The organism is Flavobacterium sp. BFFFF1 (genome assembly GCF_002256285.1).
Lineage (GTDB): Bacteria > Bacteroidota > Bacteroidia > Flavobacteriales > Flavobacteriaceae > Flavobacterium.
In genome coordinates this window covers 86,257-110,196 of sequence record NZ_NKJE01000003.1, presented here as the reverse complement: position 1 = coordinate 110,196, position 23,940 = coordinate 86,257, and the positions used below count along the sequence as shown (strand labels likewise).

At 42.8% G+C, this 23,940-nt stretch carries 27 protein-coding genes and 1 other RNA gene; 13 read left to right on the top strand and 15 right to left on the bottom strand.

The genetic code is table 11. From position 1 onward, the window contains the following. The first annotated feature begins 49 nt into the window (after positions 1-49). The gene (locus CFE23_RS02725; protein ID WP_291083640.1) at positions 50-280 is read left to right on the top strand and encodes a hypothetical protein; all 231 of its coding nucleotides are present in this window, start codon (positions 50-52) and stop codon (positions 278-280) included. 212 nt (positions 281-492) lie between these two features. Next, the gene (gene fsa, locus CFE23_RS02720; RefSeq protein WP_291083638.1) at positions 493-1,149 is read left to right on the top strand and encodes a fructose-6-phosphate aldolase; all 657 of its coding nucleotides are present in this window, start codon (positions 493-495) and stop codon (positions 1,147-1,149) included. 244 nt (positions 1,150-1,393) lie between these two features. Here fsa and CFE23_RS02715 read toward each other — a convergent pair whose 3' ends face one another. The 4 genes from CFE23_RS02715 to CFE23_RS02700 all read right to left on the bottom strand — a co-directional run bounded on the left by CFE23_RS02715 (position 1,394) and on the right by CFE23_RS02700 (position 5,191). Next, positions 1,394-2,800, bottom strand: coding sequence for a thioredoxin-like domain-containing protein (locus CFE23_RS02715; protein WP_291083635.1), 1,407 nt, complete (start codon positions 2,798-2,800; stop codon positions 1,394-1,396). 75 nt (positions 2,801-2,875) lie between these two features. Beyond that, a complete protein-coding gene (locus CFE23_RS02710) occupies positions 2,876-3,064 on the bottom strand; it encodes a hypothetical protein (protein WP_291083632.1) in 189 nt (62 codons plus the stop codon). Further along, a complete protein-coding gene (locus tag CFE23_RS02705; protein ID WP_291083629.1) occupies positions 3,064-4,455 on the bottom strand; it encodes a radical SAM protein in 1,392 nt (463 codons plus the stop codon). The genes CFE23_RS02710 and CFE23_RS02705 overlap by 1 nt, the downstream gene beginning before the upstream one ends. Further along, positions 4,427-5,191, bottom strand: a complete 765-nt coding sequence (locus CFE23_RS02700) for a prolipoprotein diacylglyceryl transferase family protein (protein ID WP_291083626.1) — start codon at positions 5,189-5,191, stop codon at positions 4,427-4,429. Before CFE23_RS02700 ends, CFE23_RS02705 begins: the two co-directional genes overlap by 29 nt. Positions 5,192-5,289: 98 nt before the next feature. Between CFE23_RS02700 and CFE23_RS02695 the strand changes: the two genes are divergently transcribed. Continuing rightward, on the top strand, positions 5,290-6,906 hold the full coding sequence (locus tag CFE23_RS02695; protein WP_291083623.1) for an ATP-binding cassette domain-containing protein: 1,617 nt from the start codon (positions 5,290-5,292) through the stop codon (positions 6,904-6,906). Positions 6,907-6,953: 47 nt separating this feature from the next. Here the strand turns inward: CFE23_RS02695 and CFE23_RS02690 are convergent, their stop codons facing one another. From CFE23_RS02690 to CFE23_RS02680, 3 genes are all read right to left on the bottom strand, one after another. Continuing rightward, positions 6,954-7,124 (bottom strand): hypothetical protein, encoded by a 171-nt coding sequence (locus tag CFE23_RS02690; protein WP_291083621.1) that lies wholly within the window; start codon positions 7,122-7,124, stop codon positions 6,954-6,956. Positions 7,125-7,245: 121 nt separating this feature from the next. Continuing rightward, complete coding sequence (locus CFE23_RS02685) at positions 7,246-8,667, bottom strand: sensor histidine kinase (RefSeq protein ID WP_291083620.1); 1,422 nt, start codon at positions 8,665-8,667, stop codon at positions 7,246-7,248. 13 nt (positions 8,668-8,680) lie between these two features. Further along, on the bottom strand, positions 8,681-9,115 hold the full coding sequence (locus CFE23_RS02680) for a response regulator (protein WP_291083617.1): 435 nt from the start codon (positions 9,113-9,115) through the stop codon (positions 8,681-8,683). A gap of 335 nt (positions 9,116-9,450) precedes the next feature. Here CFE23_RS02680 and pyrR point away from each other — a divergent pair, with 335 nt between their 5' ends. The 9 genes from pyrR to CFE23_RS02635 all read left to right on the top strand — a co-directional run bounded on the left by pyrR (position 9,451) and on the right by CFE23_RS02635 (position 17,044). Beyond that, positions 9,451-9,990: a bifunctional pyr operon transcriptional regulator/uracil phosphoribosyltransferase PyrR gene (gene pyrR / locus CFE23_RS02675; RefSeq protein ID WP_291083614.1), complete on the top strand. Its 540-nt coding sequence runs from the start codon at positions 9,451-9,453 to the stop codon at positions 9,988-9,990. A gap of 6 nt (positions 9,991-9,996) precedes the next feature. Beyond that, a complete protein-coding gene (locus tag CFE23_RS02670) occupies positions 9,997-10,923 on the top strand; it encodes an aspartate carbamoyltransferase catalytic subunit (protein ID WP_291083611.1) in 927 nt (308 codons plus the stop codon). Between the two features lie 48 nt (positions 10,924-10,971). Further along, positions 10,972-11,304, top strand: coding sequence for a ribonuclease Z (locus CFE23_RS02665; RefSeq protein WP_291083608.1), 333 nt, complete (start codon positions 10,972-10,974; stop codon positions 11,302-11,304). Positions 11,305-11,366: 62 nt separating this feature from the next. After that, positions 11,367-12,272: a ribonuclease Z gene (locus CFE23_RS02660; RefSeq protein WP_291083605.1), complete on the top strand. Its 906-nt coding sequence runs from the start codon at positions 11,367-11,369 to the stop codon at positions 12,270-12,272. A gap of 27 nt (positions 12,273-12,299) precedes the next feature. Then, positions 12,300-12,941, top strand: coding sequence for a pyridoxamine 5'-phosphate oxidase (gene pdxH / locus CFE23_RS02655; protein ID WP_291083602.1), 642 nt, complete (start codon positions 12,300-12,302; stop codon positions 12,939-12,941). Between the two features lie 16 nt (positions 12,942-12,957). After that, entirely contained in the window at positions 12,958-13,440 is a 483-nt protein-coding gene (locus CFE23_RS02650; protein WP_291083599.1) for a histidine phosphatase family protein, read from the top strand. A 2-nt stretch (positions 13,441-13,442) separates the two neighbouring features. Then, complete coding sequence (gene ppk1, locus CFE23_RS02645; RefSeq protein WP_291083596.1) at positions 13,443-15,548, top strand: polyphosphate kinase 1; 2,106 nt, start codon at positions 13,443-13,445, stop codon at positions 15,546-15,548. Positions 15,549-15,574: 26 nt separating this feature from the next. Further along, positions 15,575-16,465, top strand: coding sequence for a rod shape-determining protein (locus CFE23_RS02640; RefSeq protein WP_291083593.1), 891 nt, complete (start codon positions 15,575-15,577; stop codon positions 16,463-16,465). A 3-nt stretch (positions 16,466-16,468) separates the two neighbouring features. Continuing rightward, positions 16,469-17,044, top strand: a complete 576-nt coding sequence (locus tag CFE23_RS02635; RefSeq protein WP_291083589.1) for a TMEM175 family protein — start codon at positions 16,469-16,471, stop codon at positions 17,042-17,044. A gap of 139 nt (positions 17,045-17,183) precedes the next feature. On the opposite strand, the gene CFE23_RS02630 is transcribed toward CFE23_RS02635, so the two are convergent. The 6 genes from CFE23_RS02630 to CFE23_RS02605 form a co-directional block, all read right to left on the bottom strand. Continuing rightward, on the bottom strand, positions 17,184-17,831 hold the full coding sequence (locus tag CFE23_RS02630; protein ID WP_291083587.1) for a hypothetical protein: 648 nt from the start codon (positions 17,829-17,831) through the stop codon (positions 17,184-17,186). A 273-nt stretch (positions 17,832-18,104) separates the two neighbouring features. Further along, positions 18,105-18,716 (bottom strand): DNA polymerase III subunit gamma/tau, encoded by a 612-nt coding sequence (locus CFE23_RS02625; RefSeq protein ID WP_291083584.1) that lies wholly within the window; start codon positions 18,714-18,716, stop codon positions 18,105-18,107. 29 nt (positions 18,717-18,745) lie between these two features. Beyond that, a complete protein-coding gene (dnaX, locus tag CFE23_RS02620) occupies positions 18,746-19,831 on the bottom strand; it encodes a DNA polymerase III subunit gamma/tau (protein ID WP_291083581.1) in 1,086 nt (361 codons plus the stop codon). An 84-nt stretch (positions 19,832-19,915) separates the two neighbouring features. Further along, positions 19,916-20,545, bottom strand: coding sequence for a hypothetical protein (locus CFE23_RS02615; protein WP_291083578.1), 630 nt, complete (start codon positions 20,543-20,545; stop codon positions 19,916-19,918). A gap of 9 nt (positions 20,546-20,554) precedes the next feature. After that, positions 20,555-21,625 carry a DNA topoisomerase IB gene (locus CFE23_RS02610; RefSeq protein ID WP_291083574.1) on the bottom strand — a complete coding sequence of 357 codons (1,071 nt, stop codon included), beginning with the start codon at positions 21,623-21,625 and terminating at the stop codon, positions 20,555-20,557. Positions 21,626-21,627: 2 nt separating this feature from the next. Next, positions 21,628-21,945 (bottom strand): hypothetical protein, encoded by a 318-nt coding sequence (locus CFE23_RS02605; RefSeq protein WP_291083571.1) that lies wholly within the window; start codon positions 21,943-21,945, stop codon positions 21,628-21,630. A 148-nt stretch (positions 21,946-22,093) separates the two neighbouring features. Between CFE23_RS02605 and rnpB the strand changes: the two genes are divergently transcribed. Beyond that, positions 22,094-22,425, top strand: an RNA gene (rnpB, locus tag CFE23_RS02600) — RNase P RNA component class A. Positions 22,426-22,516: 91 nt separating this feature from the next. On the opposite strand, the gene rsmD is transcribed toward rnpB, so the two are convergent. Together rsmD and CFE23_RS02590 are read right to left on the bottom strand one after the other, a co-directional pair. Further along, the gene (rsmD, locus tag CFE23_RS02595; protein ID WP_291083568.1) at positions 22,517-23,098 is read right to left on the bottom strand and encodes a 16S rRNA (guanine(966)-N(2))-methyltransferase RsmD; all 582 of its coding nucleotides are present in this window, start codon (positions 23,096-23,098) and stop codon (positions 22,517-22,519) included. After that, complete coding sequence (locus CFE23_RS02590; RefSeq protein ID WP_291083565.1) at positions 23,095-23,913, bottom strand: DUF3822 family protein; 819 nt, start codon at positions 23,911-23,913, stop codon at positions 23,095-23,097. Before CFE23_RS02590 ends, rsmD begins: the two co-directional genes overlap by 4 nt. Positions 23,914-23,940: the final 27 nt, after the last annotated feature.

Sequence of the window (23,940 nt, the reverse complement as noted above, 5' to 3'; positions counted from 1 at the left end):
TCAAAAGTCAAAAGTCAAAAGTTGCAAAGTAACAAAGTAAAAAAGGCAGATGGAAAATAACGAGATACTCCGGATGATTTCGGAAATGATTAAATTCGGGATCGTAATATTCATTTTTGTATTCGCCTGGATTTTTCTGAGACGATTGACAAAAGCGCTTACTGCAATGGGCCAGGTGGAGGAGCACCATGAAGAATTGATGGAGAAACTGGACGAGTTGCAGGATAAAATCGACAAGCTGGAATCGGGCCTCCGCGACCGGAACAATACGGTGTCTTAAATGGGCGCTGCGATTTTGTCACTTTGCCACTTTGCCACTTAAAACTATAATCGTAATTTCGCACCGGAATTGCGCTAGGGATGGCAGCGACATCCTTTTTTTGCCGGACAAATTCCTGACTCTGTTCAGGGCATCAGGCAAAAAAAGATACAGCGAACAGCCCGGGCCGAAGGCAGCGCCGAAAGCATAAACACAACTTTAATATATAAAACATGAAATTTTTTATTGACACCGCCAACCTGAATGAGATTAAAGAAGCGCAGGCTTTAGGGGTACTTGATGGCGTAACCACGAATCCATCACTGATGGCTAAGGAAGGCATTACCGGGAAAAACAACATCCTGAAACATTATGTAGACATCTGCAGTATCGTCGATGGTGATGTGAGTGCTGAGGTGATTGCGGTGGATTACGATGGCATGATTCGGGAAGGTGAGGAGCTTGCCGACCTGCATGAGCAGATTGTCGTGAAACTTCCGATGACGAAAGAAGGCATCAAAGCCTGTAAGTACTTTTCTGAAAAAGGAGTGAAGACCAATGTGACGTTGGTATTTTCGGCCGGGCAGGCGTTATTGGCTGCTAAAGCCGGAGCTACGTATGTGTCGCCTTTTATCGGTCGTTTGGACGATATTTCTACAGATGGGTTGAACCTGATTGAGGAGATCCGCGGAATCTATGATAATTATGGATACGAAACCGAAATTCTTGCGGCTTCAGTACGTCATACGATGCACATCGTGAATTGTGCAAAAATCGGCGCTGATGTCATGACGGGACCACTTTCAGCCATCCTTGGGTTGTTGAAACATCCATTGACTGATCTTGGTCTGGCACAATTCCTTGCGGATTACAACAAAGGGAATCAGTAGATTGGATAATTAGAAAATGAGATAATTAGCGAATTATACAATTGGAGATTTAGTTTCCAGGTTACAATATCAAAATCCCGTCAGTTACGACGGGATTTTCATTACCCCATTATCTAATTATCTCATTTTAAAATTCGCTAGCTACAGTTACAATAAAAAAATCCCGTCAATTACGTCGGGATTTTTCATTTTCTAATTCGCTAATTATCTAATTGTCTCATTCGTCAATTACCGAATTTCCAAACTATTTCAGGTTGTCTTCAAATTTCAGGTCAAACAGGCTCACGAAGGCATTGTCGATGGTACCGTCGGCGTTCAGCAGCATGGTTCGGTGTATTTTATTGATGACCCATTTGTCTTTAATCTGCTCGAAATCGGAGGCGCGGTATTCCTGTATGCCGTCAAATTTATAATTGTTCAGGTTTTTTTTCCATTTTTCCTGGTCACGGTCTACGTTGATGGCAATAAAGTTATAGTCCGGATGGCGTTTCCGCAATTCTATAATCTTTTTATGTGCGGCGATCACATGCGATTCGAGGCTTTCTGTCCAGAAAAACAATACTGTTTTGCGCGTAATTAGTGAAGGGAAATCGACGGAGTGGTCGTTTCGGTCCAGCAAACCCACTTCGGGAAGTTCATTGCCTTCCTTCAACTTTTGGATGGCATTTCCGATTTTTAAGATCTCGTTATGCTTGCTTTTATCGGTGGACAACGCGTGGTATTTGTCTAAAAACTTCTTGTTGTTTACGATATTCTGATCTTCCAGCAAATAGGTAAAAGCGATATTGTTCAGGATGGCGTTTTTAATACTTTGGTTTCTGAAAAGGGAATCTGCAATGTGCAGTTTGCGTACGTTCATTTCCAAAGACTGATCGGCCTCCGACACATTGGGCAGTTCTTTACTGAGTGCCATATTGTTCAGCATACAGGTTAGATAGCGCACGTATGGTGAGAAATCGGTGAGTTTTGCATCATTATAATCAATGCTTTTGCGATGCGAATAATAGTCTTTTGGAAGGTCTTCCTTTACTGCAATTCCGGTACGCATCTCATGGACAACGGGATAAATTTCTTTCTTTGAAAAGTAATTGTAGTCGAGCATAGCCTTAGCATAAGCATCAAAATTATCGTCCCATTTGATTTCTTCCTTTTTAGCTTCATAGAACTTTCTTTTGGAGGCCTGTGCAGAATCTATGTTTTTTTTGAAATTCGGATAATCGTATTCAAAAACGTCGTAAATCTTTTTCCTTTCACGCTCATTTTTGAGGTATAGCTCCATCATGAAGTTGTTTTTATCCTCTCCGCGGCCACAGAAAACGATGGATTCGTCAAAATCGTTCGCGTTGATGCGGACCATCAGGCTGTCGTTTTTATCGAAATAGATATATTGGTATTCCGGTTCACTTTTAAAACTGTAAAGCCCCGGGGTCAGCGAATCGAACTTCATCATAAACGTGTTGTCTTTCTTGAGTCTGATGGTGTCAATCACTTTAGCGCCTTTGCAGAACAGGATATAAGGTGTAGTGGGATTAGAAACTTCGCCGCCAAAATAGGCTGTAAAATTATCATTGCCGAATTGCTTTTGGCACGACGTAAACAGCAGCACAAGACAGGCGGGGATGAGTAGTCTTATAACGTTTGTGTCTCGCATATTTTTAAATATAGTAAGCAAAAATATTCAGTTACAGGGGATTATATTGTTAAGGCATAGTTAAATGTAAACCGGTCAGGAATTGAGCAATGCAACACAGCTTCCGAAACCAATAACAAAGGCAATTACACTGCCATTCAGGACACGCATTGCCACTTTTTTTGTTTCTTCATTTTTGGTTGCCCAATATACGATCAGGCTGAATACCGCGGACAGCGGACTGATGATGACAATCAAAAAAATGAGTATTCCGATAAATTCCATTACATCTTGTTTAATTCGTTCCTAATTGCTTCGATCTGGTTTTCGCGGTAAAAGATATTCATGGTTTCGAACGGAATGATTTTCATCTTATCACTAACGATGTGTACACATGATTTTTTTACCGCACGGACGTCAAAATCATAGGCATCCATGAAATTCATGATAATAATACGAAATAAATTGTCATAGCCCAAAGTTTCTGACTGTACTTTGGGCAGGCAGCACATCAGTTCACCGAACGTATCTTCAGCACAATCAACCGAAATTCCAGTGCTGAATAACGTCAGCATATGTTCCTTTAGTTTTTCATCATGCTCGAAAACGATGGTGTTTTTAGAATTGTTGAGCAGATCCTCCGGGTTTATTAAATGCGTCATTGGAATTACTTCTCCGTCAATTTTTAACGCATACGCCATGCAAAGTGCATCGGGGTTACACGGTACCGGAATCAGGTCCTGCGGTGTAAAAATTGGGTATTGCTCATAAATTTTACGGCGGACTTCGGTTAGGGTGATACGGCCCTTACTGTCATCATAGTTGTCATTTCGCCCCGCAACCTGTGTCGGTTGGAATGTCACGCCGCGGACACATTTCTGGCTGACGGCATATTCGAGTATTTCCCCAATCTCGTCGTCATTTTCGCCTTTTTGAAGCGTAATTACCAGCGTCGTTGAAATGTTAAAAGCATTGAGGTGTTCAATTGCTTTTCGCCGAATTTCGACCAGGTTTTCTCCACGGAGTTTTTCCAGAACCTCTGGGCGGAAACTGTCAAACTGCAGGTAAATTTCAAAATCAGGCATGTACGAGGCTAGTTTTTCCACGAACCGGATATCCTTTGCAATACGGATTCCGTTAGTGTTTACCATTAAATGCTTAATAGGCTTCGATTTGGCGATGTCAAGAATCTTAAAAAAATCGGGATGTACCGTCGGTTCACCTCCTGAAATCTGAACTACATCCGGCGCTCCTTCATTAGCCACAACCGTATCAAACATTTTTTCAATTTCTTCTAAAGTGCGGTGCCTGCCATAATTAGGTCCTGAGTTTGCATAGCAGGTCGGGCAGGAAAGGTTACACCGATCGGTGACTTCAACCACTGTTAAGCAGGAATGTTGCTCGTGATCTGTACATAAACCACAGTCGTAGGGGCAGCCATAGTGTACCTTGGTATTGAATCTCAAAGGCATTTCAGATTGCTTGTTGTAGTTCCGGATCTGTTTATAATATTCAATGTCATCGGCGAGCAATACTTTGCTGTCACCATGCTCCCGGCAATGCTTGAGCATCCATACCTTTTCATCCTGGAATACGATCTTCGCGTCGGCAAGCTTCAGGCAGTCCGGGCAAATGCTTTTGGTGTAATCATAATAAACGTAGTCTCTGGTTTTCATAACAGGAAGGGATTAAAATCCTTTTCAGGAATTTGAAATAGTAGATAAATAGAAACAGCGAAATCCAATGGATAATGCTAAGCCTTAAAAAAAGGGGATGGTAGGGTTTGATAAATTCCACCAAAAACCGGTATAAAAAGTAAAGCACCATAAAGAGTTTAAACCGGTCGCCGTTAATCAGGTTTCGCTTCCGTATCCCGTAAAACAACCCATACAGGAGCGCCAGGTAAAACATTTCGTAAAGCGCCACCGGATGCCGCGGAATGCCATCACCCAGGTCCATAGCGAAATAAAAATGGGTTGGGTTGCCGAATGTTGGCTCCTTGATTCCTGTCACAAAGCAGCCGATACGCCCGATAAAAACGGCAATCAGGATTGGGAAAACATACACATCTCCGGACGCAATCCGGACGCCGATGCCCTTTTTCATGAGCTCAACCCCAAATAAGCCTCCTAAAAATCCCCCGGCAATCGTTTTGCTTTGATACAATTCCAGAAGACTTAAATCGGCAATACGACCTGGATCTTCCAGGATGGCAATAAACCTCGAACCGAGAAACGCACCCAGCACGGCACCCAACAATATCAAAAGCCTGTTTTTATCAGAGATGGGATCATTGATACTTTTTCTATGGTAATTGTAGATGCGGATACCGACAACGAAGGCGAGGCACTCAAAAATGTAGTGCACCTTTCCAGGTTCTTCAAACAACGGAAAGTCAGGAAAAAAAATCATCCCGGTGTTTTTTTAATTGCGTTTTAGGTTGCATAGATGTCCGTAAATCTCCACTATTTTTTCTACTTTTGCAAAAAAATTATAAACACAGGAAATTCATGCTATCAGTAAATAATTTATCGGTTCAGTTTGGTAAACGAATCTTGTTTGATGAAGTAAATACGACGTTTTCACACGGAAATATTTACGGTGTAATCGGAGCAAACGGAGCCGGGAAATCTACTTTTCTTAAGATACTATCAGGCGATATGGACCCAACCTCTGGCCATATACATCTTGAACCCGGAAAGCGGATGTCGGTGCTGAACCAAAACCACAATATGTTTGATGAGCATACCGTACTTGAAACGGTAATGATGGGAAATAAAGTGCTTTTTGCTGTTAAAAAGGAGATGGACGAACTTTACCTTGATTATAATGACAAAAATGCTGATCGAATAGGTGAACTTCAGGTGCAGTTTGAAGAGATGAATGGCTGGAACGCGGACTCTGATGCGGCTGCCATGCTTTCAAATCTGGGTATTGGCGAAGACCTGCATTATACGATGATGGCCGATGTTGACGGAAAGCTGAAAGTACGTGTGCTGTTAGCCCAGGCTTTATTTGGAAATCCAGATGTCCTAATTATGGATGAGCCCACAAATGACCTTGACTTTGAAACAATCGGGTGGCTGGAGAACTTCCTTGCCAATTACGAGAATACTGTAATTGTAGTGTCGCACGACCGTCACTTTCTTGATGCAGTTTGTACCCATATTTCGGATATTGACTTTGGAAAAATTAACCACTATTCCGGTAATTATACCTTCTGGTATGAGTCCAGCCAACTCGCCGCGAAACAACGTGCACAACAAAACAAGAAAGCGGAAGAGAAAAAAGCGGAGTTGGAAGAGTTTATTCGCCGTTTTAGCGCGAACGTAGCCAAATCCAAGCAGGCAACTTCCCGTAAGAAAATGATCAGCAAATTGAATATTTCTGAAATTAAGCCGTCCAGCCGACGTTATCCTGCGATTATTTTTGACCAGGAAAGGGAAGCAGGAGACCAGATTTTAAACGTCAAAAACCTCGGCGCCTCAATAGATGGTGAAGTGCTTTTTAAAGACGTCGACGTCAACATGGCTAAAGGTGATAAAATCGTTCTTTTTTCTAAGGATTCAAGGGCAACCACCGCATTTTACGAAATATTGAATGGCAATATCAAGCCGGACTCAGGGACTTATGACTGGGGAATTACGACCAACCAGGCCTACCTTCCTGTGGACAACCACGCCTTTTTTGAAAATGACCTTTCCCTGGTAGACTGGTTGCGACAATGGGCAAAAACCGAGGAAGAGCGCGACGAAGTTTATATCCGTGGATTTCTTGGAAAGATGATTTTTTCCGGTGAAGAAGCACTTAAAACCTCGCGTGTATTGTCAGGGGGGGAAAAAGTACGTTGCATGCTTTCAAGAATGATGATGGAACGGGCAAATGTCCTGATGGTCGATGAGCCTACGAATCACCTGGACCTCGAGTCTATCACGGCTTTCAACAATTCATTGAAAAATTTTAAAGGTTCGGTAATATTTACCACGCATGATCATGAATTCGCGCAGACCGTCGGGAACAGAATTATTGAACTGACCCCGAATGGCGCGATTGACCGTTATATGACATTTGACGAATATCTCGATGATGAAAAAGTACAGGAACTCAGACAGAAAATGTACTCATAAAAAAAATCCCGCCTAAGCGGGATTTCTTTATTTATCGATTTTTTAAATCATTTTTTTCCAAATCGGCTGATGACATAAATAATCGCAGCGATGACCGCGATTACAATAAATATGCCAACACCCACGCCGGCTTTAAAGATGCCTTCCACCAGTTCACAATTGGTAAAAGTGATCAATATCGTGATCAGTACCAGCATTCGCATCAATTTTGTTTTCATGATTTCAAGGATTTAATGGTTAGCTATTCAATATTGTAAAATTGCTAAAACCATCAAAATCCTGTTTTACAGAATTAGTTTTAATTGTTACGGAATTCTAAACGGACAGGATTTCAAAAAATCAGGCAGGCAGGTATACGCTGAAAGTAGTCCCCTGTCCTTCAACACTGTCGACGGTGATAAACCCTTTGTGGTTTTCGACGATTTTCTTGACAATCGCCAGTCCGATACCGGTACCAGCGTACTGCTGATCACTATACAAACGTTGGAACACATCGAAAATCCGATCGCGGTACTGAAGATCAAAACCAATTCCATTATCGGAAATGGTAATACGCGAGTAATCAATTGCAGGAGCTGCTTTTGTAGAATCAATTTCGCTGCCTTGGATGTAATCGTTTTTAATAGAGATTTTCGGGACGACTCCCTGCCTCGAGAACTTTAGCGAATTTGCCACCAGGTTGGTGAGCAGCTGCCTGAATTGCATGGGAATGATTTTTACGTTGGCCTCGCCGTGTACATGAATGACCGCATTTTTTTCCTCAATGTCATCTTCGAGGTCTTCTTTTACTTCGTCAACAATCTGCTGCAGGCTGCAATCCTCAACAGGAAAAACCTGGACATTGACGCGGGAATACGCGAGAAGGTCTTGTATGAGGGATTTCATTCTTTCAGACGATGTTCGGATGCGTTCCAGGTAATTTTTACCAGATTCGGTTAGCAGGGCAGATTCCTTTTCAATTACAACCGATATCAGCGTTTGTATTTTCCGTAGCGGTTCCTGCAGGTCATGACTCGAAATATACGTGAAGGCTTCAAGCTCTTTGTTGACAGTTTCCAAATCTTTATTATTGGATTGCAGCGTCTTGTTTTTTTCAATCAGCTCCTGCTTTCGCTCTTCAAGACTGCCTTTTAAAAAGTCGGAGATCTTCAATTCCCGATTGATTGCGTAATACGAAAACACCAATGCAAACAGCGCTGAAATCATCAGAAGAATGGTGAATAAAGGGGTCAGTGACGATTGCCGCTGCATAAAACGCGTTCTTTCCCTAAGGTTGGATTCTTCGACTTCCATCATTTTTGAGATGTGATTCCTGAAGAATTTGCGTTGTTCACGGTATTTCATTCTTTGGGCATATGGGATTTTTTCAATCGATCCAATGCTAACGATATGTTTTATGGCGGCAAGTCGTGATGTCGTCAGTGCTCCCAGAATTTTTAAATTGGTTTCCTGCTGCCTATTGTCGGCAACGATTTTCCTAATAAAAATCAACTTTTTACTGACTTTATCAAGTTGCATTTGAAATTCATCCAGAAATACGGAATCCCGTGTAAGCAGGTATCCGCGCTGCGCAAGCTCTACATCCTTAATCGTGGAAGCAAAACTTTCAAGTTCAAGTTTGACCTGGTTGGTGTGATTTACCCAATAAAAAGAACGGTTTAGGTCGCTAATCCGTAGGTAACAGTATACCGATAGGGAGAGTAGAAAAACGATTGCGAAAATAAACGTAAGCCGGATCCTGGTCTGTTTTGACTTTCTCATACACAGATCATTTTCAGGCTACATGAATAACGTAATCCTCACGCATTGGTCTTTGTACCAACTGGTCATTGTTGAAGGACAGGACGTGTTCGATTGTCTTTTTTAGCAGCGAAAATGAATTTGGCTTCGAAATGAAATAATTTGCACCCTGTTTGTAAGTCTTGTCAATAATATCAGCATTCGACGAAGTGGAAAATATAATAACCGAAACATCTTTTAATTTTTTGTTTTCGCGAATCTCATCCAGGCATTCAAATCCATTCTTGCGCGGCATATTGAGGTCCAGGAAAAGTATCACACGGCTGTCGGGCTTTAAATTCTTCAGCGTTTCCATCAGTTTTACACCATCCGTTGTAATTGTCAGGGTTGCCTCCGAAAAAGTTTCCTGCAGTGCCTCTGAAAAAAGCATGCAGTCATCGCTGTCGTCATCTGTAAGAAAAATATTCATGCCCCGGACAAAAGAGATTTGAGGTCATAAATATATAGAAATATAATCGGAATCTTGTTTTTGCAAATCCGAAAACTTGTTGCAACGTTCGGTTTTATTAATGTTAGAGGGAAATTTTCTACGGATTGACTATCGCTGTTAACGCATGTCGGTCTTCCGGATATTCTTCAAAGAGATTTTCTAATGACGTCGTATCTTCATCCTGCTGGTAAAATGGAATGCTAAAATATAATTGCTGCCAATTTTCTGCTCGAATTTATGGTGGTTGTTTTATAAATAAATTTTTCGTGTAATGGTTATTTCAGTACTTTTACAGACCAAACAAACACTTCGTCATGAGTCAAAAAATATTGCTCACTTCAAAGGAAGTCAATATCATTCTGCATCGTTTGGCCTGTCAGCTGATTGAAAAACACCTCGATTTTAAAGATACCATTCTCGTTGGAATCCAGCCACGGGGCACTTTTCTTGCCGAACGGCTTAAAACATTACTGGAACAAGACTATCAGGTACACGACATTATGCTGGGTTATCTCGATATCACATTTTTCAGGGACGACTTTCGGCGGTCCGGTAAGCCATTGGAAGCCAATAGGACGAACATCAACTTTTTAGTGGAAGATAAAAAGGTGATTTTTATAGACGACGTGTTGTTTACCGGACGGAGTATCCGCTCTGCACTCACGGCAATACAATCTTTTGGAAGGCCTTCGGGGATTGAGCTGCTGGTATTGATTGACAGGCGTTTTAGCCGTGATTTGCCGATCCAGCCCGACTACAGGGGGCGTCAGGTGGATGCCATTAACGACGAGAAAGTAAAGGTTTGCTGGGAAGAGAATGAAGGAGAAGACGCCGTGTATTTAATCAGAAATTAACGAAGTATGAAAGAATTAAGCGTAAATCATTTGCTGGGGATTAAATACATCACTAAAGATGACATCGACCTCATTTTTGAAACCGCCGATCATTTTAAGGAAGTGATTAACCGTCCCATCAAGAAAGTGCCCTCCCTTCGCGACATCACCATAGCAAATATTTTTTTTGAGAATAGTACGCGGACCAAATTGTCTTTTGAGCTGGCGCAAAAAAGGCTGTCTGCCGATGTCATCAGCTTTTCGGCGGCGCAGTCTTCCGTAAAAAAGGGTGAGACTTTGATTGATACCGTGAATAATATTTTGGCAATGAAAGTGGATATGGTCGTGATGCGTCATTCCAGTCCGGGCGCAGCACACTTCCTTTCTCAGAACGTAAAAGCCAGTATTGTAAATGCCGGTGATGGCGCACACGAGCATCCTACCCAGGGCCTTTTGGACAGTTATTCCATCCGGGAAAGAATGGGTGAGGTTGCAGGTAAGAAAGTAGTCATTGTGGGTGATATTCTGCATTCACGGGTCGCGCTTTCAAATATATATGCGCTTAAGCTTCAGGGCGCTGAGGTAAAGGTTTGTGGGCCAAAAACCCTGATTCCAAAATACATTGAAAGCCTCGGCGTGTCGGTCGAGACTAATCTCAGGAAGGCCCTCGAATGGTGTGATGTAGCGAATATGCTTCGGGTACAGAATGAGCGCATGGACATCAATTACTTTCCCTCAACAAGGGAATATGCACAGCAATATGGTGTCGACAAAGCCTTGCTCGAATCGCTGCGTAAAGAGATCGTGATCATGCACCCGGGACCCATAAATCGCGGTGTGGAAATCACGTCAGATGTTGCCGATTCTTCCCAGTCCCTGATTCTGGATCAGGTTCAGAATGGTGTAGCGATCCGCATGGCGGTAATCTATCTTTTAGCCTCCAAAATTCAGTAAAACCCGAAAAATCTTACTATCTTAGCTACATTCAAATCCGTTTAAGAAATGAAAGTAGAAAAGAAAGCGAACACCACAATCATCAAGGAAAATGAGGGAGATTTTACCGCGTTCCTGATGAAGCTGACGCACGAATTTAAGTCATTTGAGACCCAGAACCTGATTGTTGACGTTTCCAATCTTAAAGGATTATCCGTGAAGGAAATTAATGGTTTTCTTCCACTTTCAAAATTGCATAAAAAAGCAAAAAAATCTTTTGTGATTGTTGCTGATGATGTTGATTTTAATAAGGTTTCAGAAAAGCTTTCTGTTGTCCCCACTAGAATTGAGGCGCACGATATCATCGAAATGGAGGAAATCGAGCGCGATCTCGGATTTTGATCAATTAACATTTAATAATCAATGATGTTTTTCGTTATAGGTTATGCCTTATTAATTACTGAATGAAGCTTACCATACTCGGCTGTTATGCCGCAACCCCTCGCACCTTTACCAATCCGACATCTCAGGTCCTCGAGATCAAAAACCGGCATTTTCTTATTGACTGCGCAGAAGGAACACAGGTACAGCTTCGAAAAAATAAAACCAAGTTTACCCAGATCAACCATATTTTTATTTCGCACCTTCACGGAGATCACTTCTATGGATTGGTCGGATTGATTTCGACGTTTACGCTGTTGAACAGGACCACCGATCTGCATGTATATGGGCCAAAAGGCATTAAAGAAATTATCCTGCTGCAACTCCGTTATGCCAATTCATTCACCGGTTTCCAATTATTTTTTCACGAACTTCAATCCAGCGGGTCCGAGGTGATTCTTGAAGACGACCGGGTTGTGGTGCGCACCATTCCCCTGAAACATCGCGTCTATACGAATGGGTTTCTTTTTCAGGAAAAGGCAGGGGAACGGAAATTAAACATCGCTGTCGTAGAAGGGTACAATATTGATGTTTGCTATTACCAAAATATAAAAAATGGGAGAGACGTTACATTAGACGATGGGCGTACTATCGCAAATGCCGAGTTGACTTATGATCCTCCCCAGCCTAAAAGCTATGCGTTTTGCTCTGATACGGTATTTACGGAAAGCTATCTGGAGGTAATTGAAGGCGTAGACGTGCTGTACCACGAATCGACTTTTCTGGAATCCGAAGCGCATCTTTCTGAACGGACCATGCACTGTACCGCAAGGCAGGCCGCTGAAATTGCACTGAAAGCAAATGCCAGACAATTGATACTGGGTCATTTTTCCACCCGGTATGATTCCATTGACCTTTTTAAAGAAGAGGCGTCCGCGATATTCGCTGCAGTCGATGTTGCCGATGACGGGAAAGTATTTGAATTTTAATCCTTATCTTAGCTGAAAGCCTGTAAAATGGAAGACTTAAGTAATTATAGAAAATCCTACGAGAAAGATTCACTCACAGAAGATAATATACCTGAAGATCCAATCAACCTGTTCCAAAAGTGGTTTTATGAGGCGGATGCGTCAGGTGTTGGAGAAGCGAATGCAATGACAGTAGCTACGTTTGGAAAAGACGGTTTCCCGAAATCCCGCGTTGTTTTACTGAAGAAATTTGATGAAATGGGCTTTGTATTTTACACGAATTACGATTCCGAAAAAGGAAACGCAATCGCTGCGAATCCCCATGTGTGCCTTTCTTTTTTCTGGCCAACCCTGGAGCGGCAGGTGATCATAAAAGGGATTGCAGAAAAAGTGGCTGACAACATATCAGACAATTATTTTGGCAGCCGTCCGCACGGAAGCCAGCTTGGCGCAGCAGTTTCTGACCAGAGCCAGGTGATTCCATCAAGGGAGTTCCTCGAGGAAAAGCTGGCGGCCCTGGAGAAGGAATATGAAAACATTGAAGTGCCCCGGCCTCAGCACTGGGGCGGATATCTTGTGCGTCCTGTGGAAGTCGAATTTTGGCAGGGCAGGCCCAACCGGCTTCATGACCGGATCAGGTACCATGTTCAGGAAGATTTCAATTGGAAAATAGATAGACTAGCACCATAACTTTATACCTAATTTTATGAAAAATCTTATTATCGTAAGGCATGCTAAAGCCGAGCAGGATTCAACAGCAGCAGATAAGGAACGCAAATTAACGCTTGAAGGGGTTCGCGGTGCCGCGCGCGTGGCGGAGCACCTTATGGGGAAATTGCCAAAAAAGCTGCACGTTTTTTCCAGTACCGCGTCGCGTACGGCTGGTACCGCAAACATTTTCAGCATCACTTATCCAAAAGGTGTAGAAGCAGAACCCATGGACGCGCTCTACACCTTTGACGAGGATCGTTTTGAAAGCATCGTTCGGGAACTCCCGGACAGTTATGAAAATGTTATGCTTTTCGGGCACAATGATGCCATTACAGGTTTTGTGAATAAATTTGGAAATGTTCCCATCGATAACGTACCGACCGCGGGTCTGGTGTGGATTAAATTCGACACTGATTCCTGGCAGGACATCAGAAAGGGAACCACAGAAAAAATTGTTTTCCCAAGAGATTTAAAATAACAATGACAGAAAACAGATATATTGACCGCGAAAAAAGCTGGCTCGCCTTTAATGCGCGTGTACTGCAGGAAGCGGGAGATTCGACAGTTCCGTTGCTGGACAGGCTTCGTTTTATTGGAATTTTTTCCAACAATCTCGACGAGTTTTTCAGGGTGCGTTTTGCGGCGGTTAGGCGGTTGAGCCTCTCCGGAGTATCCGGAGAAAAAATCCTGGGCGGCATCTCAGCAGAAAAATTGCTGCGTGACATTACAGAAATTGTCATTCGCCAGCAATCGGAGAGCCTGCGGATCCTGAGCATCATCGAGAAAGAGCTTGAAGCTGAAAATGTATTCATCATCAACGAAAAAGAAGTTTCCCCGGAACAGGAGAGTTTTGTGAATGATTTCTTTATACAGAAAGTCAGCCCGGCACTGGTAACTATTATCCTTAATGACCTTGCGGAGTTTCCAGTGCTTAAGGACACTTCCGGCTACCTGGCGGTAAAGTTAGTCATGAAGCCAAAACAGAAATCTTCGTTGCTGAGCCTGGTAAAGCCAAAACCGGAAATTCGTTACGCTTTGATCGAAATGCCCAAGACCATCAATCGGTTTGTGGTACTGCCGTCGAAAAAAGACACGCATTCAGTAATGCTGCTTGACGACGTCATCCGATACAATCTGGGACACATTTTTAACATTTTTGACAGTGAGAGCGTCGAGGCCCATATGATCAAAATCACGCGTGATGCACAGCTTGAAATTGATTCTGACCTGAGCAAGAGTATGTTGGAAAAGATCGCCACCAGCGTCAAAGACCGAAGGATCGGAGAACCGGTACGTTTTGTATACGACCAGTCCATCGGAAAGGATACGCTGCAGTTTTTCCTTTCGAAAATGAACATTGATTCCACTGATAGTATCATTCCGGGCGGGCGTTACCACAACCGTCGCGATTATATGGATTTTCCTAATTTGGGGCGATTCGACCTTTTGTACAAGCAAAATCCGCCGTTACCGGTTCCCGGATTAAGCCTTGAGGGAAGTATTCTGGACAGAATTACCGCAAAGGATTACCTCGTGAATGCGCCGTACCAGTCATTTTCGTATGTTATCAAGTTTTTACGGGAAGCAGCGCTTGATCCAAATGTCATCACCATTAAAATTACACTTTATCGTCTCGCCAAAAATTCGCAGGTAATTAGTTCGCTAATCAATGCCGCGAAAAACGGAAAAAAGGTTACGGTACAAATCGAGTTGCAGGCCCGTTTTGATGAAGCCAGTAACATTTCGTATGCGGAACAGATGCAGCAGGAGGGAATTGACCTGATCTTTGGAATTAAAGGTCTCAAGGTCCACAGTAAGATTTGTGTAATCGAACGCATTGAAGAAGGAAAAACAAAGCGTTACGGATTTATTTCTACTGGAAATTTTAACGAGGCGACCGCCAATGTGTACACTGACGTAACTTTGTTTACGGCACACCAGCAGATATTGAAAGATGTTTCGAAAATATTTGACTTCTTTAATGTCAATTACAGGCTGCACCGCTACAAACACCTGATTGTGTCGCCGCATTACAGCCGTACGCGTTTCTACCGCCTGATTGACAAAGAGATTATGTATGCCAAATTAGGCCGGCAGGCTTATATCAATTTAAAAATGAACAGCCTGTCTGATTTTAAGATGATTGACAAGTTGTATGAAGCAAGCCGCGCCGGCGTAAAAATTAAGTTGCTTGTCCGCGGCATCTGTTCATTGATTCCCGGCGTAAAAGGCATGAGCGAAAACATCGAAGCCATTAGTATTGTCGACAATTATCTGGAACATTCGAGAGTGTATATTTTCGGAAACGACGGAAATCCCGAAGTGTATATCTCATCGGCTGATTTTATGACGCGTAATCTCGACGGAAGGGTAGAGGTAAGCTGCCCGATTTATGATATCGATGTCCGCAAGGAATTGATTGACAGTTTTGAGGTAAGCTGGAAAGGGAATGTAAAGGCGAGGCTGCATTCTGAAAAGCTCGACAACAAATACCGTGTCAGGGGTCACCAGGCCATATGGCGCGCGCAACTGGAAACCTATAATTTCTATCGGAACCTGCTCGATGTGACCGCTGAAGAGTTATAAAAAACGAAAGCACCTAAAACAATTGAATGATTAACATCAAAAAATACGCGGCGATAGATATTGGTTCCAATGCCATGCGCCTGCTGGTTTCCAACATCATCGAAGAACAGGGAAAAGAAACGCAGTTTACGAAAAGTGCACTCGTACGTGTACCAATCCGTTTGGGACAGGATGCTTTTACCGTCGGCGAAATCTCCGAAGAGAACATCGAACGCATGGTCGACGCCATGAAAGCGTTTAAATTGCTGATGAAGGTACATAAGGTTGAAAAGTACATGGCCTGTGCGACATCAGCCATGCGCGAAGCCTACAATGGCAGGGAAGTGGCAGATTTAATCCGAAAAAAAGCAGATATCAAGATCGAAATTATCGACGGAAAAAAAGAGGCAGCCATCATCGCTTCGACTGATCTGCACTACTTATTAAAAACAGACAAAGCCTATCTGTATGTGGACGTCGGAGGCGGCAGTACTGAGTTTTCACTTTTCGATGACGGGAAAATGATCGTTTCAAAATCCTTTAAAGTAGGGACCGTTCGGCTGCTAAACGAAATGGTCAATGACATCGTCTGGCACGAAATCGAGAAATGGATCCGCGCCCATACCCAGGAATACGAAAGTGTTACGCTTATCGGTTCGGGCGGAAACATTAACAAATTGTTTAAAATGTCCGGCAAGCAGGAAGAAAAGCCATTGTCATACATTTACCTGAATTCGCAATACACCATGCTGAATGCACTGTCTTATGAGCAGCGAATTTCTGTTTTAGGTCTGAATCCTGATCGCGCTGATGTGATCATTCCTGCACTCCGCGTCTACCTGAATGCGATGAAGTGGAGTGGCGCGCGCAGTATTTATGTCCCTAAAATCGGGCTGTCTGATGGCATCGTAAAAGCACTGTACTACGGAAAAATTTAAGATATGAATAAAAACAGGCTTGAAGCTTTCAGTGACGGCGTTTTGGCCATCATTCTTACGATCATGGTTCTGGAACTCAAGGTTCCGGAAGCCGCCACATTCGAAGCGCTAAAGGAAGTGATTCCTGTTTTTATAAGCTACATCCTGAGCTTCATTTACATCGCGATTTACTGGAACAACCACCACCACATGCTGCATAGTGTTGTCCGTGTAAACGGCAAGATCCTTTGGGCAAACCTGCATTTGCTGTTTTGGCTTTCATTGGTGCCATTCGCAACCGCCTGGACGGGCGAGAACCATTTTGCCAAAGCCACCATGACCGTCTATGGCGTGATGCTGCTGATGGCTGGCGTTGCGTATTGGATCTTGCAAAGCATCATCATCAAAAGCCAGGGGCAAAACTCATTACTAAAAAAGGCCATTGGACGGGACTTGAAAGGGCTTTCTTCGCCGCCGCTTTATGTACTTGGGATTGGTTTGTCATTTTATAGCGAATGGTTATCAGGCGCCGTTTATATTTTCGTCGCGCTGATGTGGCTGGTTCCGGATAAACGGATTGAAAAAGTGATTGGAGAATAACCACCAATTGTGCATTTTCTGTAGCTATTCCCGCTTTCGGCAGTCGCTTTTTGCTGCGTAAACTACGCAAAAGAGCTCCGACAATGCCTCAATCGGGGCTAGGGGTATGGAGGGTTTCTTAATAAGCCATGTTCATAATTCATTTCTCCGTCATCCGGTCGTTTAGTAACTTCCCTAAGATCCGGTATTTCGAATCCGCCAACGGATTTTTGCCATCCGGTTCCTGTGCCATCACGCCAATTTTCGGTTGGTAATAATTGGAGTGCACAAATTTTATCGCACTCCCTTTAACGTACACGAATCCCGTATGGCAGTCCAGTCCGACAACATATAACCCATCGCCGCGCCTTTTCAAATAGGTAATCACATCTTCAATGGGCTTGTATTGGGATCGGTTTACATCATCTGTTAGTTTTACAATAAATGCTTTCGAGGCCAATTTTGCCCACTCATTCCGTGGAATTTTAAATCCGGCATCACTTAAAATTGCCGTTACAAAATAACCGCAGGCAATTGTTCCCTTTTTTGGTGCTGTTGTATGCCCATAAAAACTCCACGGTGTATCATACCATTGATCAAATAAATCATTTGTAGTGGATTCGAAAACATAGTCGCGTGAAGCTATTATCACCGAGTCTTTAACAGAGTTAGAGCCGGCAATGTACAATTTCCGAAAGTCGTTTCGCTTGTCCGTAATCTGGTGTTTTAATTGGGTATAGTCTAAAACAGTTTTAGCTTTACTACAGAATATAAAGAGCAGGAATAAGACAAGTATGGGTTTTTTCATTGTTTCCGGTTTATTAAACAAACTCGAAAACATTGATTTTTATTATTTATGCGTTGTCCTGAAGAGATGGATAATCATATCTAATCAGCAATGCAAAACATTAACAAAATTTACGGAATTTCCGTATTGAAATAATTCGGAATTTTGTAGGGAATACTTCCATAGTCCCCTTCCCATAAAGGAAAATTACAAATTTCGCGGCACATATTTTACGGAAAAGCCGTCCTTTTTGTTAAAGTATTATTTCACAGGTTATTTCAGGAAAACCAAAGCTTAAAAGTCTAAGTCAAACGTTTTTCGCAACAATTCCAAACTTGGATTGATTTCGTTCAGCCTGTTAAAACGATCCTGCGGTGTAAACGCTTTACGGCTACTGATGTTTTCATTCACCATGACCTCAATCGTAATATCGTGGTTGTGGAGTTTTCCACGCAGATAGCCCAAAAGCTCGTGTTTCCCGCTCTCAAAATCAATTGCAGACCCCTCGTTAGGCAACTGATGCCTGATGACCGTTCCTTCTAATTTTGGATCGTTGATCAAAAGCAGGGCTTCCATAATTTTCTGGCCTTTGTCACTGAGTCGTTGCGCATATTTATTCCATTGCAGGAGCATGTCTGTTTCTGAAAAGGGCTCAGTGGGAAGCTCAGTATGTTCTTTTGTCGCTGCTTTCCCTGACTGCTCCAGTTCCTTCTTAGCGCGAATGCTCGCGAGCGATAGTGCAGAAACTTTTGTGGTGGATGTCCCCGAAGCAGGTGCAAAAGTCGCATCTGGCGCAGCGACTAATGGGGTATCAGATGGTTTGATTTCCTGAATTTCGGGTTGAATTTCGATTGGCTGAATAGCGGAAATATCAAGGATTTCTGGCGATTTTACCGCGATTTCCATTACCCTTCCATAAAAAAGGTTGGCTGGTATTATATATCCGTCAGCTTTTTTTTTTCTCCATCGAAAGTGATGGAGGCCAATTGCATCAGGCAAAGTTCTACCAACAGGCGTTGGTTTTGGGAAACTTTAAACTTCAGGTCACAATCATTTGCGATATCAATCGCTTTGAGTAGAAAGTCCTGCGGTGCTTTCAACGCCTGTTCTCCATACATTTTTTGCGCCTGCTCTCCCGCCTCAAGCAAAGATAATGTGGCAGGATTTTTGGAAACGAGCAAATCCCTGAAATGGGATGCAAGACCGGCAATGAAATGGTGCCCGTCAAAACCTTTCGAAAGGATGTCGTTGTAGGCCACCAGCAACTCCGGAATTTTATTTTCAAGGATTAATCCGGTGATATTAATGTACGTTTCATAGTCCAGTACGTTGAGGTTTTCAGTGACGGCTTGCCGCGTAAGGTTATTGCCGCAATACGAAACGACCCTGTCGAATATCGAAAGCGCATCTCGCATCGCACCATCAGCTTTTTGGGCAATGATGTGTAAGGCGTCGTCTTCAAATGAAACGCCCTGATTAATAGCTACTTCGGCGAGATGTTCTTTGGCGTCTTTCACCGTAATTCTCTTAAAATCGAAAATCTGGCAACGCGATAAAATTGTTGGGATGATCTTGTGCTTCTCGGTAGTTGCGAGAATGAAAATTGCATGTTTTGGCGGTTCTTCTAGTGTTTTCAGGAACGCATTAAAAGCCGCCGATGACAACATGTGCACCTCGTCAATGATATATACTTTATATTGTCCGGTTTGTGGTGGAATCCTGACCTGGTCAATCAGGTTCCGGATGTCGTCTACCGAATTGTTTGAAGCGGCATCCAATTCGAATACATTGAATGCAAAATCCTCATTTGGGTCGTCGTAACCAGGCTGGTTGATTTTCCTGGCGAGAATTCTCGCACAGGTCGTTTTGCCGACGCCCCTCGGTCCCGTAAACAACAATGCAGAAGCAAGATGATTTGTCTCAATAGCATTTAGCAGCGTATTCGTAATAGCCTGTTGTCCGACCACATCCTTAAACGTCTGCGGGCGGTACTTCCTTGCCGATACTACGAATTGTTCCATAAATGCCTATTGGACGACAAATATAGTTCTAAAATTTAAAGATTGGAATTTTTTCAGCTTTCAAAACCCAAAAGTTATTCACGGTTAAAGCACCACCATGTAGGGATGCAGGTACAGGTATTCCTCTGTGACTTTTTTGTTTTTTGGATGTACAATTATCGCGGAACACCGGTCCTTTCCATGCGGGTTTTCGATTTCAAAAGCAATTCCCGATTGCGCGTCATCATAGACCATAACTTCAATCTTATTATCAGGATGATCGAATTTACCCACAGGTTGGATATTGGGGAATAAGCTCTTGATTTCAGCGAGTGAACTCTGCGTATTAATTCCTTCTTTGGTTTTAAATTCAGATGAAGTGACACGGATTTGCCGAATTACCTTTTCGTTCATCTCTTTATCTTTATACGTAGTATAAATATTAAGCTCATCCGGCATGGTATCTTGGTTTTTAGCATACCAGGTCAGCCACGCTTTACCCATTGCAGCATCCGATTCATCAGGCTGGCCAAGTGCTGCAAGTTTGGAGGTGCTTTCCTCAATAGCAGTCATCCCAATGGAAATGCCTGGATTAATCAGCATTTGGGGATGCACGTGTACCATGGGTTGATTTGAAACAGCGGAATCTGCAAGTGATGGCGTTTCGAGGTTCTGTTTTTTTGTGCAGCCCGCAACAGCAATGGCAAAACACAATGGGAAGAGGAGTGTTTTCATGGGTTTGTTTCACGCGATGACTTCCGCGATGGCTTCATTTTTCAATAAATTCACTAAAATATTTTCTTCATTCGTTAATTCTAATTTGCTCTTTGCCGGTTTGTATTTCCATATGGAACCCTTTTCATAAGCGGCAATAACAGTAGGATGGACGTAATACTTCCGGCACACAGCACGTGTATTCCCCAACTTTACCGCCACGCTGTCTATTACATCTACGATTTTATGCCTACAGTCGGATTCATTTTTTGGTTCACCGATTTCCCTGAAAGCACAAAGCGCATTTACGCTTCCGGACCAGAGTCGAAAATCTTTGGCTGTAAAATCCTCGTTGGTAATATTTTTTAGGTAGTTGTTAATATCTGCCGAACCAATGACATGGTGATTTCCGTAATCATCATAATATTGGAAAAGGTCTTGCCCCGGAATTTCTTTACATTGCTTTACAAGGTTCAACAGTTTTCTGCTGTGGAGGCTTATTTTGTGCTTTACGCCTTTCTTTCCGACAAACTCAAAGTAAATATCCGACTTTTCAAACGTAACGTGCTTATCCTGCATTGTCGTAAGCCCAAACGAACCATACAGTTTTTTGTATGCATCGTTTCCAATCCGGATATTGGTTTGTTCGATTAGTTTGACTACTAAAGCTACTACTTTTTCATAGGGGAGCCCTTTCAGCCGGAGATCTGCATCAACCTGTGCACGAATTTTAGGCAAAGCGGCCGCAAAATTCCGAAGCCTGAAAAATTTTGATTGGTTCCTTATCTTGTTCCAATTGGCATGGTAACGGTATTGCTTCCTTCCTTTGGCATCGGTACCGGTAACCTGAAGGTGCCCATTTTCATAGGGGGAAATCCACACATCCTCCCAGGCAGGGGGAATTACGAGTTTCCTGATCCGTTCAAGCACCTCTTTATTTCGGACGCTTATATGTTTTTCATCGACAATCTTAAAGCCATCCGCGAGGCGTATCCGAAAGTACCCTTGGTTAAAGTTACCCGAGTACCGCAATCCCACCGCCTTAGCCGTAATTTTTGGGTCACGCCCAATTTTCTCAAGCTTTGACTGTAACCTATTCATATTTACTCTGCGTCGGGGCGGTTTTCTCTCCCTTTGATAGTTAGGTCATTCAATACCCTGGTTGCGCTTTTTTCGCCCATAGAGAGGTCGCCTGCCACAAACACACCGCGCTCTCCGTCGCTTGCTTTAATGCCGTAAACAGTGGCTTCATCCCCAGGATCGCTTTCGCCTTCATAGCGGTAGATATGAACTATTTCAAAGTCGTCTGGATTTTCAATTATTCTCTTTTCCTGAATGTTAAAATCGGTGGTAAATCCTTTCTCCCTTAATTCGTCTAATGCCTTTGAAACTGTGGCATAGTGGTACATTTGACGTTCCATGATTTGATATTTTTTGGTTAAAATTCTATAGCCTTAAAATTACGATAACGCTTTTGTGCGGCTACCAACGAAGTGTTAAATGAGTTTATGAGATTTCCATCGGAGATTATGGAATTTCCCGAAAGTCCTTTTATTGTCGTAGCTTTGCACCGCAGGCCGCCTTATCGCTTCCAACATATGTCGGGAGAGGAAAGTCCGGACACCAAAGAGAAGCATAGCGGGTAACGCCCGTCGGTTCCGTATCTATAGTTATAGGGACGGGATTAGGACAAGTGCAACAGAAAGTATGTACAGGTGAAGCTGTAGTGAAACCAGGTAAACTCTATGCGGTGAAATTTCAAGTATATCGGCTTTTAAGGGCTTCTCGTCCGCTGTCGAAGGGTAGAAAGATTGAGCGCACGGGTAACTTTGCGCCTAGATAAATGATAAGGATTCCGATTTATCGGGATACAGAATCCGGCTTACAGGCCTGCTTTTTTTTTAATTAACAATTAATAGTTAACAATTAATAATTAACGGAAAGCGTCGATAGTTGGGATTGGTTTTCTGGTTGCCCAGCATCCGTTTAAAACTATTCCTCTTCGGTGCCTTCTTCAATATCCTGTGCTTCATTGCTTTCAAATTCAAAGAAAGAGAAAAAGGAGCCACCATAGCTTTTCTTATAGGAGAAATGGATCAAATGGTCCAGCGGCGTGTATTTGGAATGTTCCACCACCATCATACCGTCTTCTTCGAGCAGTTCATTTTCAAAAACCAGTTTAATTACCTTATCAAATGAGGCCTGATCCATTCCGTATGGCGGATCGGCAAAGATAATGTCATACGAACCCTTGTGTTTTTCAAGGAATTTAAAAACGTCACTTCTTATTGCAGCGATGTCAAAGTCAAATTCGGACGCGGTCTGCTTAATGAATTTCACACAGCCGAAATCGCCGTCAACACTGACAATCGGTGCACTGCCACGCGAAGCAAACTCATAGCTGATGTTGCCCGTACCTGAAAAAAGATCGAGGACTTTTAATCCGCTGAAATTAAAGTGGTTGTTGATAATATTGAAAAGTGCTTCCTTGCTCATATCGGTCGTTGGCCGTACGGGCAGGTTTTTTGGAGCACTAATGCGCCGTCCTTTGTATTTTCCTGAAATAATCCTCATGATTGGAGTAAGATAAAATGCTGCAGATTCTGGTCGTGTGAAAAGTCATTCTGAAAAGTCAAAGCCGTTGTTTCCAACAGTGAAACATAGCGGACATATTTGTAGGCAATCCGCAACAGTTCGCTGTCCTCAATTATTGCGCCAAGGAGCTGCAACCGGAAACTTTCAGGATTCAGGTTCAGCTGTTCAGCGGTAAATAATAGGTAGTAGATAAAATCCGCGGCATTCTGGAATTCGAAAGAATTAAACAGCAACAGTTTCCTGTTTTGGACCACCACAATCTGGAAACATTTGTTTTCGAAATGAACGAAGACCTGCTTTTCGTCGACGTTTTTAGAAAGGTCGAGCAGCCTCGAAACCAACACAGTACTTACGTGCCTGTATTCAAATGGCCCAAATTGGTCAATCAAAAAATTATTGATGTTCACATAAGGAACGTATACATTCTTGATTTCCGGACTTTCTATACTGTCGAACGTAAAGAAATCGGATTCAAAAACTTTGGTGTTGTATTGAAGGTAACTTCCCGCATATGCCTCATCAAACAGTGCTGATGGCACAAAAGTGTTCAGGCTGTTGTCATGCAATACAACCACTTCATCGTATATTTTTGTCAGCTCACGGTATTCCAGAAACGCTTTCCAATAATGTTCTTCCACTTTGTGCGTACGCGGATAACCGGAAAAATCAACCGTTTCAAATGACAGGATCTGATTGTTCAGCGTGTCCTTAACGGCAAAGGAGAAACCCTCCAGGCCCGCGCGGATAATCAGTTTTCTGTAGTTTTTTTCGGTGATGCTGGTATTGGCCGACATATAAATTGTGAATGAGGCAAACTTACA

Excerpts from the sequence above, each read along its gene's own strand:
- CFE23_RS02725 (WP_291083640.1), top strand. The coding sequence starts at position 50 with ATGGAAAATAACGAGATACTCCGGATGATTTCGGAAATGATTAAATTC.
- fsa (WP_291083638.1), top strand. The coding sequence starts at position 493 with ATGAAATTTTTTATTGACACCGCCAACCTGAATGAGATTAAAGAAGCG.
- CFE23_RS02715 (WP_291083635.1), bottom strand. The coding sequence starts at position 2,800 with ATGCGAGACACAAACGTTATAAGACTACTCATCCCCGCCTGTCTTGTG.
- CFE23_RS02710 (WP_291083632.1), bottom strand. The coding sequence starts at position 3,064 with ATGGAATTTATCGGAATACTCATTTTTTTGATTGTCATCATCAGTCCG.
- CFE23_RS02705 (WP_291083629.1), bottom strand. The coding sequence starts at position 4,455 with ATGAAAACCAGAGACTACGTTTATTATGATTACACCAAAAGCATTTGC.
- CFE23_RS02700 (WP_291083626.1), bottom strand. The coding sequence starts at position 5,191 with ATGATTTTTTTTCCTGACTTTCCGTTGTTTGAAGAACCTGGAAAGGTG.
- CFE23_RS02695 (WP_291083623.1), top strand. The coding sequence starts at position 5,290 with ATGCTATCAGTAAATAATTTATCGGTTCAGTTTGGTAAACGAATCTTG.
- CFE23_RS02690 (WP_291083621.1), bottom strand. The coding sequence starts at position 7,124 with ATGAAAACAAAATTGATGCGAATGCTGGTACTGATCACGATATTGATC.
- CFE23_RS02685 (WP_291083620.1), bottom strand. The coding sequence starts at position 8,667 with ATGAGAAAGTCAAAACAGACCAGGATCCGGCTTACGTTTATTTTCGCA.
- CFE23_RS02680 (WP_291083617.1), bottom strand. The coding sequence starts at position 9,115 with ATGAATATTTTTCTTACAGATGACGACAGCGATGACTGCATGCTTTTT.
- pyrR (WP_291083614.1), top strand. The coding sequence starts at position 9,451 with ATGAGTCAAAAAATATTGCTCACTTCAAAGGAAGTCAATATCATTCTG.
- CFE23_RS02670 (WP_291083611.1), top strand. The coding sequence starts at position 9,997 with ATGAAAGAATTAAGCGTAAATCATTTGCTGGGGATTAAATACATCACT.
- CFE23_RS02665 (WP_291083608.1), top strand. The coding sequence starts at position 10,972 with ATGAAAGTAGAAAAGAAAGCGAACACCACAATCATCAAGGAAAATGAG.
- CFE23_RS02660 (WP_291083605.1), top strand. The coding sequence starts at position 11,367 with ATGAAGCTTACCATACTCGGCTGTTATGCCGCAACCCCTCGCACCTTT.
- pdxH (WP_291083602.1), top strand. The coding sequence starts at position 12,300 with ATGGAAGACTTAAGTAATTATAGAAAATCCTACGAGAAAGATTCACTC.
- CFE23_RS02650 (WP_291083599.1), top strand. The coding sequence starts at position 12,958 with ATGAAAAATCTTATTATCGTAAGGCATGCTAAAGCCGAGCAGGATTCA.
- ppk1 (WP_291083596.1), top strand. The coding sequence starts at position 13,443 with ATGACAGAAAACAGATATATTGACCGCGAAAAAAGCTGGCTCGCCTTT.
- CFE23_RS02640 (WP_291083593.1), top strand. The coding sequence starts at position 15,575 with ATGATTAACATCAAAAAATACGCGGCGATAGATATTGGTTCCAATGCC.
- CFE23_RS02635 (WP_291083589.1), top strand. The coding sequence starts at position 16,469 with ATGAATAAAAACAGGCTTGAAGCTTTCAGTGACGGCGTTTTGGCCATC.
- CFE23_RS02630 (WP_291083587.1), bottom strand. The coding sequence starts at position 17,831 with ATGAAAAAACCCATACTTGTCTTATTCCTGCTCTTTATATTCTGTAGT.
- CFE23_RS02625 (WP_291083584.1), bottom strand. The coding sequence starts at position 18,716 with ATGGAAATCGCGGTAAAATCGCCAGAAATCCTTGATATTTCCGCTATT.
- dnaX (WP_291083581.1), bottom strand. The coding sequence starts at position 19,831 with ATGGAACAATTCGTAGTATCGGCAAGGAAGTACCGCCCGCAGACGTTT.
- CFE23_RS02615 (WP_291083578.1), bottom strand. The coding sequence starts at position 20,545 with ATGAAAACACTCCTCTTCCCATTGTGTTTTGCCATTGCTGTTGCGGGC.
- CFE23_RS02610 (WP_291083574.1), bottom strand. The coding sequence starts at position 21,625 with ATGAATAGGTTACAGTCAAAGCTTGAGAAAATTGGGCGTGACCCAAAA.
- CFE23_RS02605 (WP_291083571.1), bottom strand. The coding sequence starts at position 21,945 with ATGGAACGTCAAATGTACCACTATGCCACAGTTTCAAAGGCATTAGAC.
- rsmD (WP_291083568.1), bottom strand. The coding sequence starts at position 23,098 with ATGAGGATTATTTCAGGAAAATACAAAGGACGGCGCATTAGTGCTCCA.
- CFE23_RS02590 (WP_291083565.1), bottom strand. The coding sequence starts at position 23,913 with ATGTCGGCCAATACCAGCATCACCGAAAAAAACTACAGAAAACTGATT.